This is a genomic window from Rhizobium sp. Leaf321 (assembly GCF_001423215.1).
Classification (GTDB): domain Bacteria; phylum Pseudomonadota; class Alphaproteobacteria; order Rhizobiales; family Rhizobiaceae; genus Neorhizobium; species Neorhizobium soli.
Genome location: NZ_LMOF01000007.1, coordinates 427,363 through 443,402 on the forward strand (window position 1 = coordinate 427,363; position 16,040 = coordinate 443,402).

A 16,040-nucleotide genomic window follows, 5' to 3' on the forward strand; every position below is an offset into this window, starting at 1 on the left:
CTTTCGACCGGGCTTTTTTGTTTATGTAAGCTTTGAGCCTTACTGGCCCTGCTTCGCAGCGTTCTGAGCTTCTTCAAGCTTCTTGCGCGCTTCCTCAGCCTTCTTCTGCATGCCTTCTTCCAGGCTGCGCTGGCTTTCGGCAAGCTGCGACTGGGTGATCGCGGCACCGTCATAAGCGCCGGTAAAGCCGGTCAGCGAAACCTTGATCGGGTTCGGCGCGCGACGGAAGTTCATCGACGTGAACACGACGTCGGTGCCCTTCTTGAGGCTGGCGATCATCGCATCCGTCAGCGGCACTTCGGCCGTGCACTTGTCGGGCAGGCAGACGGCGTAATCGAGCTTCTGGCCCTTCGCACCGTCGATCTGCATGATGATACCCGGCTGCACCATACGTGCGGTCGGAACCGAAACCTGCAGGATCTTGCGGTTGACCTTGCCTTCGACGCTGATGAGGCCGATTGCCGTAATCAGCTGGCCGTTCTGGGCCAGAATGATGTTCTGCACCACGCAGAGATCAGCATCGTCCTGCTTGGTGCATGTCTTGAACCAGCCAAGCGGCGGACCGCCGGCACCGGCGCCGCCCTGTGCGGGAGCTGCCTGCTGGGCGAAGGCTGCAACTGGCAGCGCAGCAACGCCGACCGAAACAGCAAGAGCAGACATGGCCGTCCGCATAACTTTGGTTGCCTTGAGCATCATAACGAAATCCGTCTCCTGAAATCCGCGGGCGCAGCATGCGCCGTCCACCCCGTCGAGATGTCCTACTGCCTGTCACCTGTCGCTCAAATGAGGCAATTGAATGACTCGGCGGGTGTTGCCAATCTGTTACATCGACGCGAAGGCGATATCCAGCCTTTCTTTTGCTATTTTGACAAACCTCACCGTTGCAACGCAAGTTTGAAGAGCCTGTGCTTGGTGCATTGTCACCTATCCGCTATTTTCCGCCCGAATCAGCAGTATTGAGAGAAACGGAATGCTTTCATGAAGCGCAGTATATCCTTCTTGATCGCAGCGACGCTGTTTGTGCCTGTCATGGCATCCGGGGCGCGGGCGCAGCCTGTGCACGCGATCTCCATGCATGGCGAACCTGCCCTGCCCGCCGATTACCAGCATCTGAGCTACGTCAATCCGCAAGTGAAGAAGGGGGGCAGCGTCCGCTACGGCGTCGTCGGCACGTTCGACAGCCTCAACCCGTTCAACCTCAAGAGCATCCGCACCACCGCCCGCGGCGTCTGGGATCCGGCCTTCGGCAACCTGATCTATGAAACGCTGATGACCCGCTCCGCCGACGAGCCCTTCACGCTCTATGGTCTTCTGGCCGAAAGCGTCGAGTGGAATGATGAGCGCACGTTCATCCAGTTCAACATCAATCCCAAGGCAAAATGGTCCGACGGCCAGCCGGTGACACCTGAGGACGTGATCTTTTCCTTCGAGGTGCTGCGCGACAAGGGTCGGGTGCCGTTCTCCAGGCGTCTCGCCCCTGTGGAGAAGATGGAAAAGGTCGGCGAGCGCAGTGTCCGCTTTACCTTCAACGACACGGTCGACCGGGAATTCCCGCTGATCATCGCCGCCTCCACCCCGATCCTGCCGAAACACGCGATCGACCCGGAGACATTCGATCAGTCGACCCTGAAGGTGCCGCTGGGCTCGGGACCCTATCTTATCAAATCCGTCTCGCCCGGCCAGCGCATCGTCTACGAGCGCGATGAGAAGTACTGGGGCAAGGCTATTCCGGCCAAAGTCGGTTTCGACAATTACGACCGAATCAGCGTCGAATACTTTTTGGAAGACAACACCCTGTTCGAAGCCTTCAAGAAGGGCGAGATCGACATCTATCCCGATGGCAGCCCGACCCACTGGGCGCGCGCGTATAATTTCCCGGCCATCCGGACTGGAGACGCGGTCAAGGAAGCCTTCACGCCGCAACTGCCGACGGGCATGCTGGGCTTCGTGTTCAACACGCGCCGGTCGATCTTTGCAGACGTCAATGTGCGCGCCGGCCTTTCGCTGGCCTTCGATTTCGAGTGGGCCAACCGGAACCTGTTCGAGAACGCCTATACCCGCACAGAAAGCTTCTGGCAGGGCTCGCCGCTGACCTCTCTCGGTAAACCGGCGGACCAGCGCGAGCTAGAAATCCTCGGTGACATCAAGAACCGAATCGAGCCTGACGTACTCGATGGTACCTACCGTATCGAAAAGACCAACGCGTCCGGTGCCGACCGCAGAGTGTTGCGAAAGGCCGTCGACCTTCTGAACAAGGGTGGTTACACGATCAAGAACGGCCGCATGACAAATGCCAGCGGGCGCCAGTTCTCGTTCGAGGTCATGACCCAGACCGTCGATCAGGAAAAGCTCGCCATCGCCTACCAGCGAGCCCTTCGGATGATCGGCGTCGACATGGCGATCCGCACGGTCGATGATTCGCAGTACCAGTCGCGCTCGGGCAGCTTCGACTACGACATGATCGTCAAATCCTATCCGTCCTCGCTGTCTCCAGGCATCGAGCAGATGGGTCGCTGGGGCTCCACGTCGCGCGACGCGCCCGGCAGCTTCAACTTCGCAGGAACGGCGGATCCCGATATCGACCGGCTGATCGGCACCATGATGGCGGTCCGCAGCAAGGAAGATTTCGAGGCAACCGTTCGCGCCTACGACCGCCTGCTGATCTCAGGCCATTACATGGTGCCGCTCTACCATATTCCGGACCAGTGGGTGGCGCGGCGCAAGCAGATACGCTATCCGAAAACCTTGCCGCTATACGGCTATCAGCTCAACACATGGTGGGATGAGCGGGCGCAGTAAGACACGCCGCCACCCGCCGATCGCAAACCCAAGTCTGATCAGAAAGAGGACGCCGATGGAGCGCATCACCGTAGATATTGTCTCCGACGTCGTGTGCCCCTGGTGCTACCTGGGCAAGGCGCGGCTCGAGCTCGCAATTGCCGAAGTCCAGGACGAGATCGGCGTCGACTTGAACTGGCGTCCCTATCGCCTCAACCCGGACATTCCGCCTGAGGGTGTGGACCACAAGGCTTTCCTCGAAGCAAAGCTCGGCGGCAGCGAAACGGTCGCCCGCGCGCATGGGGCGCTGACCCAGCTGGGCCAGGAAGTCGGCATCGCGTTCAATTTCGACGCGATCACGGTCGGCTCGAACACGCTCGATGCCCACCGTCTGCTTCAGTGGGCGATGGTGGAGGGCCGCGAGGTTCAGGATCGCGTTGTGACCGCACTCTTCAAGGCGAATTTCGAGCAAGGGCGCGTTGTCGGGGACCATGCGGTTCTCGCAGACATCGCCGTCGAAGCCGGCATGGATCGCACCGTCGTCGAGAACCTTCTGGCAGGTGACGCCGATAAGGATACGGTCCTTGCCGAGATCGACGCTGCGCAAAAGATGGGCGTCAACGGCGTGCCGTTCTTCATTGTCGACGGACAGTATGCGGTGAGCGGTGCCCAGATGCCGGATGTTCTCGCGAACGCGTTCCGCGAAATCGCCCAGCTCAAGGCCGAAGCTCGCAAGGGCATGATCTAGCTTTTCGGAAAGTTTACCCGGTGCAGAAAGACCAGCCCCTCAAGGGTGTCCTTATCGCCTTTGCGGCCTTTGCCGCCTATGCGTGGAGCGATGCCAGCGTGAAATTGATCGAGGGCCAGTTGAGCCCCTATCAATCCTCGTTCCTCGGCGCGGTCTTCTGCCTCGTCGGCCTGCCCTTCCTCATGAAGAAGGGCGACCGCTGGACGGATATCGTCAACACCACCAACCGCCCGCTCTGGATCCTGCGGTTTGTTGCGCAGGCCGGCGGCACGATCGGCAGCGTTACCGCCTTTACCCATTTGTCGATGGCCGAAGCGTTCGCGCTGATCTTCCTTCTTCCGTCCTTCGTCACCATCATGTCCGTCCTCTTCCTGAAGGAGCAGGTGGGATACAAGCGCTGGGCAGCCGTCCTCATCGGCTTTGTCGGCGTCATGGTCGTGCTCCGCCCCGGCTTTCGCGAACTCTCGATCGGCCATCTCGGCGCTGTCTTCGGGGGCCTGAGCGGCGCGATCTCAATTGTCGTGTTCCGGGCCATGGGACCGTCGGAGAAAAACATATCGCTCTACGGTGCCGGCGTGCTTGGGACGCTCGTCGTGTGCGGCTTGCTCGCCCTGCCAGGTTTTCAGGCACCGACGGCAATGCAGTGGCTCTGGCTGGCCGGCTACGGGCTTCTGGCAGCGCTCGGCTCCATTCTCGTCATGTCTGCCGCGACCCACGCACCCGCAACCCTGATCGGCCCGACGCAATACAGCCAGATGCTCTGGGCGGTGCTGTTCGGCTACCTGGTCTTCGGAGACCATATCGACCTGCCGATGGTGATCGGCATCATCCTGATCATCGGCTCCGGCATGCTGACCCTCATTCGCGAACGCGTCCGCGGCACGCCACTCCCGCCGGCTCTCGGCAGCGATGCGCAGGCCGCTGCGGTGATGGCGCCGGAAGCGCCAGACACGAAGCCCTGAAAGCCACAGTATCGATTGAACAAAAAGGCCGGCGAGCTCTGCTCACCGGCCTTTCGTTTATTGTCTGTGCGACGTGACGCTTCAGGTCTTCGCAAGTTCCGCAAACTGCGTCATCACCTGAGCTGCAGCCGTCAGCCGCTTTGTCGGCGTCGGCAGGTCGCGGTTGAGGAAGATGCTCTGGTCCGGCCTGATCTTGGCGAGCGATCCCTGCTTGGCGATATAGCCGACCAGCGCCGCCGGGTTGGGGAACTGCTTGTCACGGAAGACGATGACCACGCCCTTCGGACCCGCATCGACCTTCTCGACATTCGCCTTGCGGCAGAGCGTCTTGATATAAACGACCTTGAGCAGGTTCTGCACCTCGGGCGGCATCGGTCCAAAGCGATCGATCATTTCCGCGCCGAACCCGTCGATCTCCGACAGTTCCTGGACTTCGCCGAGACGGCGGTAGAGGCCCATGCGCAGATGCAGATCCGGCACGTAGTTCTCCGGGATCATCGTGGTGATGCCGACGGAGATCTGCGGTGACCAGCCCGTATCGAGAATCTCGTCTTCGCCCTTCACTTCGGCAACCGCCTCTTCCAGCATCTGCTGGTAAAGCTCGAAACCGACCTCCTTGATGTGGCCAGACTGTTCCTCGCCGAGAAGATTGCCGGCACCGCGAATATCGAGGTCGTGGCTTGCCAGCTGGAAACCGGCACCCAGCGTGTCGAGCGATTGCAGCACCTTGAGACGACGGTCCGCCATCTGGGTGAGCGTCTTTTTGACCGGCAGCGTAAACAGCGCGAACGCCCGAACCTTGGAGCGACCGACGCGGCCACGCAGCTGGTAAAGCTGCGCCAGTCCGAACATGTCGGCCCGGTGCACGATCAGCGTGTTGGCGGTTGGCACATCGAGACCGGATTCGACGATCGTGGTGGAGAGAAGCACATCATACTTGCCGTCGTAGAAGGCATTCATGATGTCCTCCAGCTCGCCGGCCGCCATCTGGCCATGCGCAACCGCGACCTTTAGTTCCGGCACGTCCGACTGCAGGAATGCCTGGATATCGGCAAGATCGGCCAGGCGCGGGCAGACGTAGAAGCTTTGACCGCCACGGTAATGCTCACGCATCAGCGTCTCGCGGATGACCAGCGGATCAAACGGCGAGATGAAGGTTCGCACCGCCATGCGGTCGACCGGCGGCGTGGTGATCAGCGACAGTTCGCGAACGCCCGTCATGGCCAGCTGCAGCGTCCGCGGGATCGGCGTCGCAGACAGCGTCAGCACATGCACGTCGGTCTTCATATCCTTCAGCCGTTCCTTGTGCTTGACCCCGAAATGCTGCTCCTCGTCGATGATCAGCAGGCTCAGGTTGGCGAACTGGATGCCGGTGCCGAGCAGCGCATGGGTGCCGACCACGATATCGACCTTGCCCTCGGACAATTCCTTCTTCGTCAGCGCCAGTTCCTTGGCCGGCACGAGACGCGAGGCCTGGGCGATCCGGATCGGCAGCCCGCGGAAGCGGTTGGTAAACGTCTTGAAATGCTGGCGTGCGAGCAATGTCGTGGGAACGACAACCGCAACCTGCGCACCGTTCATCGCGGCAAAGAAGGCTGCGCGCAACGCGACTTCGGTCTTGCCGAAACCGACGTCACCGCAGACGAGGCGATCCATCGGCCGTCCCGCGGCCAGATCGTCACGCACGGCCTCGATCGCAGTGGCCTGGTCTTCCGTCTCGTCATAGGGGAAGCGGGCTGCGAACTCGTCGTAGAGCCCTTCCGGCGTTGCCAGAACCGGTGCACGGCGCACCATGCGTGTCGCAGCGATGCGGATGAGGTCGCCCGCCATATCGAGCAGGCGCTTCTTGAGCTTGGCCTTGCGGGCCTGCCAGGCGCCACCACCGAGCTTGTCGAGATTGGCTTCTGCCGCATCCGACCCGTAGCGGGAGAGAAGGTCGATGTTTTCGACGGGCAGGAAAAGCTTGGCCTGATCCGCATAATGCAGCTCCAGGCAGGCACGCGGCGCGCCTGCGGCCTCGATCGTGATCAGGCCGACAAACTTGCCGATACCGTGTTCGGCATGGACGACAAGCGACCCTTCGTCGAGACCCGCGACTTCGGTGAGAAAATCGGCACCGCGCTTGCGGCGCTTGCCGCGCCGAACCATGCGGTCGCCGAGAATATCCTGCTCGCCGATGACGGCGATATCGCCCGTCTCGAAGCCCGCTTCAAGGCTCATCACGGCGGACGCCGCCTCGCCTTTTTCAAGCTTCTGAAGGTCGGACAGCTTTTCGATCGGCTTGATGCGCTTCAGGCCACGTTCGTCCAACACCTGCAGCAGGCGGTCGAGCGAGCCGGCGGACCAGCCGGTGATCAGAACCTTCGTGCCTTCGGCGCGCTTGTCGGCGATGTGCTTGACGACGAGATCGAAAATGTTCACACGAACGTCGCTATCGGAATCGTGCTCCTGGGTCTCGGACCCGGTCTCCGCCTGGCTTTTCGCCCAGCGCGGCCCCGTATGGGCATCCAGCGTCAGAACCGGTCGGCCGGCCGAATCCATCTCGTTGAAGGGCGTCAGCCTGATGGCCGCGACCTCATCGAGCGTTTCCGCAAACGACTTGCCGTCGAGATAGAGCTGGCCCGGCGAGACCGGCTTGTAGGGCGTCGCCTGCGCGGTCGCTCCCTTGCCCAGGCTCGCTTGATCGCGGCGTGCCTCGAAATAGTCGGTGACCAGCTTCGAGCGTTCCGTTGCCGCTTCGCGCGCGTTGTGATCGCTGACGATCCGGAAACCGCGCAGATAGTCGAACGCGGTCTCGAGCTTCTCGTAAAACAGCGGCAGCCAGTGTTCCATGCCGGCGTAGCGACGCCCCTCGGACACGGCCTGATAGAGCGCATCGTCACGGTTGGCAGCACCGAACAGCGAAAGGTAATTGGTGCGGAAACGACTGATCGTATCGGGCGTCAGCGTCACTTCGCTCATCGGGTTGAGGTCGAGCGAGCGGGCCTGGCCCGTCGTGCGCTGGCTTGCCGGATCGAACGACCGGATCGTTTCCAGCGTATCTCCGAAGAAATCCAGCCGCACCGGTTCTTCCGAACCCGGCACGAACACATCGAGAATACCGCCGCGCACCGCGAATTCGCCGACTTCACGAACCGTGGAAACGCGGTCGAAGCCGTTGCGCTCAAGCCGCGCGGCAATATCGTCCATCCGGATCACGTTGCCGGGCTTGGCCGAAAACGCCAGGCTTTCGATCACCGAGGCGGGCGCGATCTTCTGCAACATCGCATTGACGGTGACGAGCACGATCGCAGGATGCGGTTTCTTGGCATGCGCGATCAGCCCCGACAGGGCCGAAAGTCTCCTTGCGGAGACATCGGCACTCGGTGACACACGGTCATAGGGCAGACAGTCCCAGGCCGGCAGCGACAGAACCGGAATTTCCGGCGCCACAAAGGATAGCATCTGCTCCAGATCCGGCATCCGCTGGCCGTCCGAAAGAACGTAGGCAACCGACTGTCCGGCCCGCGCCAGTTCCGCAAGAACAAGCGGTTCAGTGCCGGCCGGCACACTGCCGATGGTCAGCGGTGTTGAGGCCGCCGCGATCTTCTTCGCGTTAAATCCGGAAATCATTGGCCGAGTTTCTCTTGCAACGACTCTCTGGTCACGGGATCGAAATCCGGCTTGTAGGCGGCGATACGCGCAAACAGCGGCGTATTGCGTTCCTCGGGCAGCGCCATAGCGCCGGTGATCCAGGCGTGCAGGTCGTGGTCCTGCTCATCCATGATCACTTCAAACTCGTCCAGTTCCGTATCGGAGAGGTTGGAAATCTCCGCCTCGGCGAAGCTGCCGAACACGAGATCCATCTCGCGAATACCGCGATGCCAGCAGCGATAGAGAATACGTCGGCGACGGGGGTCGAGATCCGCGCTGGTGCGTGCCAATCCAGTCATAAGCCAAGTCCCTGTTTTGCGGTTCATATAGGATTGTTTTCGGCTCGCGTCACCTTGCCAAATGGGCAAAACTTGCGCCATTTAGCCAACCATGCGCCCTGCCATACTCGATCCGCTGTTTGCCTCCGTCTCATCGCTGCCCGGCGTCGGCCCGAAGATCGCCGACCTGATCGCGCGTGTCACCGGACGCGAGGATGCGGAAGACTGCCGGGTCGTCGATCTCTTGTTCCATGCGCCCTATTCGCTGATCGATCGCCGCAATCGTCCGGGCATCGCGCTCGCGCCGCAGGGAGCGATTGTCACCATCGAGGGACGCGTCGACCGGCATCAGCCGCCACCGGCCCGGACCAACCAGCCCTACCGGGTCTTTCTGCTCGATGAGACGGGCGAACTCGCCCTCACCTTCTTCAGGGCAAAGGGCGACTGGCTGCACAAGACGCTTCCTGTCGACGAACAGGTCATGGTCAGCGGCAAGGTCGACTGGTTCAACGGCCGCGCCTCGATGATCCATCCGGATTTCATGGTGAAGGTATCGGAAGCCGAAAACCTGCCGCTTGTGGAACCAGTCTATCCTATGACCGCGGGCCTCTCTTCAAAGACATTCCGCCGGACGATCGAAGCTGCAATCGCGCGCCTGCCGCAGTTCCCGGAATGGGCGGATTTGAGCCTCACGCAGCGTGAGGGCTTTCCTACCGTAACGGAAGCCTTTCAGGAACTGCACGATCCGCGCGACGAGACGGATATCGATCCGCAGTCCCGAGCCCGTCGCCGCTTGGCCTATGACGAGTTTCTCGCCGGCCAGGTGTCGCTGGCACTTGTGCGCCAGAAGATCCGCAAGGTGCCGGGACAGCCGATCCGGGTTAAGGGCGAGCTTGCCGCCCGTCTCGTTGCCGCGCTACCGTTTTCTCTGACGCCGAGCCAGAAATCCTCCGTCGACGACATCATCAAGGACATGGCAGGCGAAGACCGCATGCTCCGGCTGCTGCAGGGCGATGTCGGCGCCGGCAAGACGCTCGTGTCCCTGCTGGCGATGGCGGCCGCTGTCGAAGCGGGTGGCCAGGCCGTGCTGATGGCACCGACCGAGATTCTCGCCCGCCAGCACTTCTCGACGATTTCGAAACTGGCCGGCGCTGCCGGTGTCACGGTCGAACTGCTGACCGGCCGCACCAAGGGTCGCGAACGCGAAGCCATCGTCGAGCGGATCGCCTCGGGCGAGGCCCAGATCGTCATTGGCACCCACGCGCTGTTCCAGGACACCGTCAGCTATCACAGCCTGATGCTGGCGGTCGTCGACGAACAGCACCGGTTCGGCGTGCATCAGCGTCTGCGTCTGACCGCCAAGGGCATATCCCCGCATATGCTCGTCATGACCGCGACGCCCATCCCGCGCACACTGGTGCTGGCAGCCTTCGGCGACATGGATGTGTCCAAGCTGACCGAGAAGCCTGCCGGCAGAAAGCCGATCCAGACCGTGACGATCCCGACCGAACGGATCGGCGATGTCGTCGGGCGCCTGCGCAGCGCCGTCGCAGAGGGAAAGAAGGCCTACTGGATCTGCCCGCTGGTCGAGGAATCGGACGTCTCCGAACTGATGTCGGCCGAGGAGCGCTACGCGGTACTGGCCCGCGAACTCGGTGCCGACAATGTCGGCCTCGTGCATGGCCGAATGGCCGGACCGGAAAAAGACGCCGTCATGAGCGCCTTCAAGAATGGCGAGATCCGCCTGCTTGTGGCAACCACGGTTGTCGAGGTCGGCGTCGACGTGCCCGATGCGACGATCATGGTGATCGAACATGCGGAGCGGTTCGGTCTGGCGCAGCTCCACCAGTTGCGTGGGCGTGTGGGGCGTGGAGAAGAAGCCTCCACCTGCATTCTTCTCTACAAGGGACCACTCAGCGAAACCGGCCATGCGCGCTTGTCGATTCTCCGCGACAGCGAGGACGGATTTCTGATCGCCGAGGAAGACCTGAAACTGCGTGGCGAGGGAGAGCTCCTCGGCACCCGCCAGTCAGGCACGCCCGGGTTCAAGATCGCAAGCCTCGAAGCACACGCGGATCTCCTCGAGATCGCCCGCAAGGACGCGACCTACCTCCTCGATCGCGATCCGGACCTCACAAGCGAACGCGGCGAGGCCGTACGCGCCCTGCTCTATCTACATCGACGCGACGAAGCGATCCGCTTCCTGCGCGCAGGCTAAAGGGCGGTCGGCGGAGTGGTAGTGGCCGGCATGTCCTGCGGTGCCGGCAGGATCGGGACCTCGCCCGGCTTCGGCGTATAGGTCGGAGAGATGAGCCCGCCCGAGATCAACAGTTTGGCGCCCTCTTCCGGCGTCATGTCGAGCATGATGATCTGGCTTTTGCGCACGAACATCAGGAAACCTGCCGTCGGGACCGGGGTCGGTGGCATGAAAACCGCCACCATCTCTTCACCGTCTGCGTTAAGCTTTTCGGCAATCTCGCCCTGTGCATCGCCGGCAATAAACACCAGCACCCAGGTGCCGGGTGTCGGAAATTCGACCATGCCGCATTTCTTAAAGGACGTGGACTGTTCCTTGAGGACCGTCTCCAGGATCTGTTTGACGCTTTTGTAGATGGTCCGGATGAGCGGCATCTGGTTGAGGATCGACTCACCGAAACTGACGATCGAGCGACCGATCAGGTTCCTGCCGAGAAAGCCGATGATGGTGATCATCACCATCGCCAGCAGCAGACCGGTGCCGGGAATCGTTACATCGAAGTAATATTGGGGGTCGTAACGCTGCGGGATGTAGGGGGTTACCCAGCTATCGGCCCAGTCGATGAAGGTAAAGGTCAGCCATATGGTGATCGCCAAAGGCGCGCATATGATCAGGCCGGTAAGAAAGTTGTTTCTGAGCCGACCGGCCAGCGATAAGCGCTCTGGGCTGTCGCTCATGAAAATTCCTTACCTGTGACTTGCATTGTCGCATTCATCGAATGCGACAATGCAAGATGCAATGCTGCGATGCAAGGGAAAGCAAACCTTTCCCGATCACTCCACGGTGACGGATTTGGCAAGGTTGCGAGGCTGATCGACATCCGTGCCCATAAACACGGCCGTATGGTAGGCGAGCAGCTGGATCGGCAGCGAAAAGATCATCGGTGAAATGATCTCGTCTACATTCGGCAGCACGATCGTCGCCATCGTCGGAAGCTTCGAGGCAGCGGCCCCCTTCTCGTCGGTGATAAAGATGATCTTGCCGCCGCGCGCTGCAACTTCCTGCATGTTCGAAACGGTCTTTTCGAAGAACCGGTCATGTGGTGCAATCACGATGACCGGCATGTGCTCGTCGATGAGGGCGATCGGTCCGTGCTTCAGTTCGCCGGCTGCGTAGCCTTCCGCGTGAATGTAGGAGATTTCCTTGAGTTTCAGAGCACCTTCCAGTGCAAGCGGATAGCTCGTGCCGCGCCCGAGATAGAGCACATCCTTGAAGCGCGAAAGCTCTCGCGAAAGCGCCTCGATCTGCGGCTGGATGTCGTTCAATACCCGGCTCATGATTCGCGGCATCTCGGCTAAGTGCTTTACCATCGCCTTCTCGTCGCTCTCCGTCACCGTGCCCCGGACGCGACCGGCGCCGATCGAAAGCGCCGCCAGAACCGCGAGCTGGCAGGTGAACGCCTTGGTCGAGGCGACACCTATCTCCGGTCCTGCGAGAATTGGAAAGACGGCATCCGATTCGCGCGCGATCGTCGATTCGCGGACATTGACGATGGCCCCGATCTTGAGCCCCTGATCCTTGCAGTAGCGCAGGGATGCGAGTGTATCGGCTGTCTCGCCGGACTGCGAGATGAACAGCGCCGCCTGGCTGGGCGACAGCGGCAGTTCGCGGTAGCGGAATTCCGAGGCGACGTCGATCTCGACGGGAAGGCGAGCGTACCGCTCGAACCAGTATTTGCCGATAAGACCGGACAGATAGGCCGTACCGCAGGCGGAGATCGCGAGACCGGACACCGTCGAGAAATCAATCGCCGTATCCGTCGGCTTCACCGTGTTGGTGGCAAAGTCGATGTAATGGGCAAGCGCATGGGAGATGATCTCCGGCTGCTCGTAGATCTCCTTCTCCATGAAATGGCGATGGTTGCCCTTGTCGACCATGAAGGTCGCAGCCTGCGAAATCTGGCTCTTGCGCCTAACCGGCCGGCCTTCGTAATCGATGACGTCGAGACGATCATGGGTGATGATGGCGCAGTCGCCATCGACCAGATAGGTGATCTCGTTGGTAAAGGGCGACAGCGCAATTGCGTCCGAGCCTAAGAACATCTCTCCCCGACCATGACCGACGGCCAGCGGTGGTCCGAATCGCGCCGAAAAGATCGTGCCAGGCTCGTCCTCGAACATCACGACCAGCGCATAGGCGCCGGAAACGCGGTTGAGCATGGCAAGCATCGCTTCGCGGTGCCCCAGGCCTTCGCGCGTGTAATGCGCCAGCAGATGCGCGACGACTTCCGTATCCGTCTGGCTGGTGAAGACAGCCCCGTCGGCGATCAGTGCGTCCTTGAGTTCGGAGAAATTCTCGATGATGCCGTTATGAACAACCGCGACTCCGTCGACGAAATGCGGATGCGCGTTCGTCTCGTTCGGAACGCCATGCGTCGCCCAGCGGGTATGGGCAATGCCGATCGTGCCCGGCAGCGGCTCTCCGTCGAGCTTCTTTTCGAGGTTGAACAGCTTGCCCTCGGCGCGGCGGCGATCGAGCTTGCCCTCGTGGATGGTGGCGACGCCGGCGGAATCATAGCCGCGGTATTCCAGCCGCCGCAACGCCTCGACCAGACGCGTCGCTACCGGCTCATGGCCCACGATCCCGACAATCCCGCACATATAGGCCTCTCCAATTCTTATCGTTCGATCGCGAAGTCCTAGCCGATTGCCCCCGCCGTGTAATCACCGGCGCGGTCACTTTCGATGTCGAACAGTAACGCGAAATCCTTAATGGGTCGGACCTGCCGCTGCGGCCTGTTCGAAGCAGTTCTTGCCCCTCCCGCAGCGACGGATCCATCCGTCTTCAATGTAGCCCCGGACGGCTACTTCGCCTTCGATGCCTTTATCGCCAGCGCCCGCTCGCGAATGACCTTTGCGCGGCCCGGCTTCACTTCCTGCCGGGCGCGACCAAGGGCCAGCGCATCGTCAGGCACATCCTCGGTAATCACACTGCCTGACGCGACATAGGCCCCGTCGCCGATCGACACCGGGGCAACCAGCGACGAGTTGGACCCGATGAAGCTGTTGGCACCGATCCGGGTCTCATGCTTGTTGACGCCGTCATAGTTGCAGGTGATCGTGCCGGCGCCGATATTGGCATGCGCGCCGATGACCGCATCGCCGATATAGGTGAGGTGGTTCACCTTGGCGCCCTCACCCACCTTGCCGTTCTTCACCTCGCAGAAATTGCCGACCTTCGAACCCTCGGCGAGATCAGCCCCGGGGCGAAGCCGTGCGAATGGCCCGACTGTCGCACCCGAACTGACATGCGCACCTTCAATATGGGAGAATGCGTGAATGATCGCACCGCTATCGATCGTCACGCCCGGCCCGAACACGACATTTGGTTCGATCAGCGCGTCCTGTCCGATCTGCGTGTCGAAAGCGAGGAAAACGGTTTCCGGCGCAATCATCGTCACACCAGACACCATCAGTTCGTGGCGGCGGCGTTCCTGCCACAGGCGCTCGATGTAAGCCAGTTCTGCCCGGTTGTTGCAGCCCGTCAGTTCCGTTTCGGGCGCATCCACCGCAACGACCTTGCCGCCGTTCGCCCGGGCGATCTCCACGAGATCCGTCAGGTAGTACTCGCCCTTGGCATTGGCATTGCCGATCTGTTCGAGAAGGGCCAGAGCCTTGGCGCCGTTGATTGCCATCAGGCCGCTATTGCACCAGGTGACCTTGCGTTCCTCGTCAGTCGCATCCTTCTCCTCGCGGATGGCGACAAGCTCACCATTCTCCACCAGAAGACGCCCGTAGCCGGTCGGCTTGTCTGTGTGGAAGCCGATGACCACGACATCGGCGCCATTCTGCAACTCAGCCCGAGCGGCCATGAACGGGGCAGCGGTAATCAACGGAACGTCGGCATAGGCCACCAGAACGTCGTCGAAACCTTCCGCGATCGCGTCACGCGCCGCGAGAACTGCGTGTCCGGTGCCAAGCCGCTCCGTCTGCAGGAAAGCTTTGACCGATATCCCGCCGATCGCACCTGCCTTGGCAACCTTGTCTGCGTCGCGGCCGACCACAAGTGCTGCGTCCGTCATGCCGGCCGAAGCGACCGCTGCCATCACATGCGCAATCATCGGCCGCCCGGCGACCGGATGCAGCACTTTCGACATGGACGATTTCATTCTCGTACTGTCGCCAGCGGCAAGAATGACGGCAAGGCAGGAACGGCTCATTTCAGAATCTCCTTCGGCGATCGCCGCCTGTGTAGCAGCAACTGTCTTGAAGGGCGATAAACGGCATATGTCCAGAAGAAACAAAAAGGGCGCCGATGAGGGCGCCCTTTGGAATTCAGCTTATAGACGAGCTCACTTCGGCAGCTGGTCGTCCACGCCCTGGATGTAGAAGTTCATGCCGAGCAGAACGCCGTCCTCGGCCTTTTCGCCGGCCTTCAGCCACTCAGAACCGTCCTGCTTGTTGATCGGGCCGGTGAACGGATGCAGTTCGCCGGACTTGATCTTGGCTTCGGTCTCTTCGGCCATCGCCTTCACGTCGTCAGGCATGTTGGTGTAGGGCGCCATCGTGAGAATGCCGTCCTTCAAGCCGTCCCAGATCTGCTCGGACTTCCAGGAGCCGTCGAGAAGCGCTTTGGTGCGCTTGATGTAATAGGCGCCCCAGGTATCGACGATTGCAGTCAGCTGCGTCTTCGGACCGGCGGCGATCATGTCGGACGCCTGACCGAATGCGAAAATGCCGCGTTCGGCTGCAACCTGCATCGGTGCCGTCGTGTCGGTGTGCTGGGTCAGGATATCGACGCCCTGGTCGACCAGAGCCTTGGCAGCATCGGCTTCCTTGCCCGGGTCGAACCAGGTGTTGGCCCATACGACCTTGAGCTTGAAGTCAGGATTGACCGACTTTGCACCGAGTTCAAAAGCGTTGATGCCCATCACCACTTCCGGGATCGGGAAGGATGCGATGTAGCCGGCAACGCCCTTCTTCGACATCTTCGCAGCGATCTGGCCCTGGATGTAGCGGCCTTCGTAGAAGCGCGAATTGTAGGTCGCGAGGTTCGGACCAGCCTTGAAGCCGGTCGCATGTTCGAACTTCACGTTCGGGAACTTGGCGGCAACCTTCACGGTCGCATCCATGAAGCCGAACGATGTCGTGTAGACGATCGCGCAACCGGAGCGGGCCATGCGCTCGATCGCACGTTCGGCATCCGGACCTTCCGGCACGCTTTCGAGGAAAGGCGTCTCGATCTTGTCGCCAAGTGCCTTTTCTAGCTCGATACGGCCGCGATCATGCGCCTGGGTCCAGCCGCCATCGGTCTTGGAACCGACATAGATGAAGCAGACCTTCTTCTTTTCCTGGGCCTGCGCGCCGGTCGAGAAACCACCCAGAAGGGCGGCCGACGCGGCTAGGGCGATAATCAGTTTCTTCATTTCCTAAACCTCTATTGGC

The 16,040-nt window shown here is 61.2% G+C and carries 11 protein-coding genes; 4 read left to right on the top strand and 7 right to left on the bottom strand.

The genetic code is table 11. The features are described 5' to 3' along the window. Window positions 1-39: 39 nt before the first annotated feature. The gene (locus tag ASF70_RS15035) at window positions 40-696 is read right to left on the bottom strand and encodes an invasion associated locus B family protein (protein WP_062456811.1); all 657 of its coding nucleotides are present in this window, start codon (window positions 694-696) and stop codon (window positions 40-42) included. A 333-nt stretch (window positions 697-1,029) separates the two neighbouring features. Between ASF70_RS15035 and ASF70_RS15040 the strand changes: the two genes are divergently transcribed. Genes ASF70_RS15040 through ASF70_RS15050 form a run of 3 tightly spaced genes read left to right on the top strand, consistent with a single transcriptional unit; the run spans window position 1,030 to window position 4,488 of the window. Continuing rightward, the gene (locus tag ASF70_RS15040; RefSeq protein WP_062581426.1) at window positions 1,030-2,799 is read left to right on the top strand and encodes an extracellular solute-binding protein; all 1,770 of its coding nucleotides are present in this window, start codon (window positions 1,030-1,032) and stop codon (window positions 2,797-2,799) included. 55 nt (window positions 2,800-2,854) lie between these two features. After that, window positions 2,855-3,526, top strand: a complete 672-nt coding sequence (locus tag ASF70_RS15045; RefSeq protein WP_062580750.1) for a DsbA family oxidoreductase — start codon at window positions 2,855-2,857, stop codon at window positions 3,524-3,526. A 20-nt stretch (window positions 3,527-3,546) separates the two neighbouring features. After that, the gene (locus ASF70_RS15050; RefSeq protein WP_062580752.1) at window positions 3,547-4,488 is read left to right on the top strand and encodes a DMT family transporter; all 942 of its coding nucleotides are present in this window, start codon (window positions 3,547-3,549) and stop codon (window positions 4,486-4,488) included. An 81-nt stretch (window positions 4,489-4,569) separates the two neighbouring features. On the opposite strand, the gene mfd is transcribed toward ASF70_RS15050, so the two are convergent. Further along, a complete protein-coding gene (gene mfd / locus ASF70_RS15055) occupies window positions 4,570-8,100 on the bottom strand; it encodes a transcription-repair coupling factor (protein WP_062580754.1) in 3,531 nt (1,176 codons plus the stop codon). Further along, window positions 8,097-8,420 carry a succinate dehydrogenase assembly factor 2 gene (locus ASF70_RS15060; RefSeq protein ID WP_062456798.1) on the bottom strand — a complete coding sequence of 108 codons (324 nt, stop codon included), beginning with the start codon at window positions 8,418-8,420 and terminating at the stop codon, window positions 8,097-8,099. The genes mfd and ASF70_RS15060 overlap by 4 nt, the downstream gene beginning before the upstream one ends. Before the next feature lie 91 nt (window positions 8,421-8,511). On the opposite strand from ASF70_RS15060, the gene recG reads away from it, so the two are divergent. Further along, on the top strand, window positions 8,512-10,617 hold the full coding sequence (gene recG, locus ASF70_RS15065) for an ATP-dependent DNA helicase RecG (protein ID WP_062580763.1): 2,106 nt from the start codon (window positions 8,512-8,514) through the stop codon (window positions 10,615-10,617). On the opposite strand, the gene ASF70_RS15070 is transcribed toward recG, so the two are convergent. The 4 genes from ASF70_RS15070 to ASF70_RS15085 form a co-directional block, all read right to left on the bottom strand. Next, window positions 10,614-11,333 (bottom strand): DUF502 domain-containing protein, encoded by a 720-nt coding sequence (locus ASF70_RS15070; RefSeq protein ID WP_062580765.1) that lies wholly within the window; start codon window positions 11,331-11,333, stop codon window positions 10,614-10,616. The genes recG and ASF70_RS15070 overlap by 4 nt on opposite strands. A 96-nt stretch (window positions 11,334-11,429) precedes the next feature. Beyond that, the gene (gene glmS / locus ASF70_RS15075; RefSeq protein ID WP_062580767.1) at window positions 11,430-13,256 is read right to left on the bottom strand and encodes a glutamine--fructose-6-phosphate transaminase (isomerizing); all 1,827 of its coding nucleotides are present in this window, start codon (window positions 13,254-13,256) and stop codon (window positions 11,430-11,432) included. A 203-nt stretch (window positions 13,257-13,459) separates the two neighbouring features. Further along, window positions 13,460-14,815 (bottom strand): bifunctional UDP-N-acetylglucosamine diphosphorylase/glucosamine-1-phosphate N-acetyltransferase GlmU, encoded by a 1,356-nt coding sequence (glmU, locus tag ASF70_RS15080; protein ID WP_062580769.1) that lies wholly within the window; start codon window positions 14,813-14,815, stop codon window positions 13,460-13,462. A gap of 132 nt (window positions 14,816-14,947) precedes the next feature. Continuing rightward, window positions 14,948-16,021 carry a BMP family ABC transporter substrate-binding protein gene (locus ASF70_RS15085; protein WP_062580770.1) on the bottom strand — a complete coding sequence of 358 codons (1,074 nt, stop codon included), beginning with the start codon at window positions 16,019-16,021 and terminating at the stop codon, window positions 14,948-14,950. Between the last annotated feature and the right edge of the window lie 19 nt (window positions 16,022-16,040).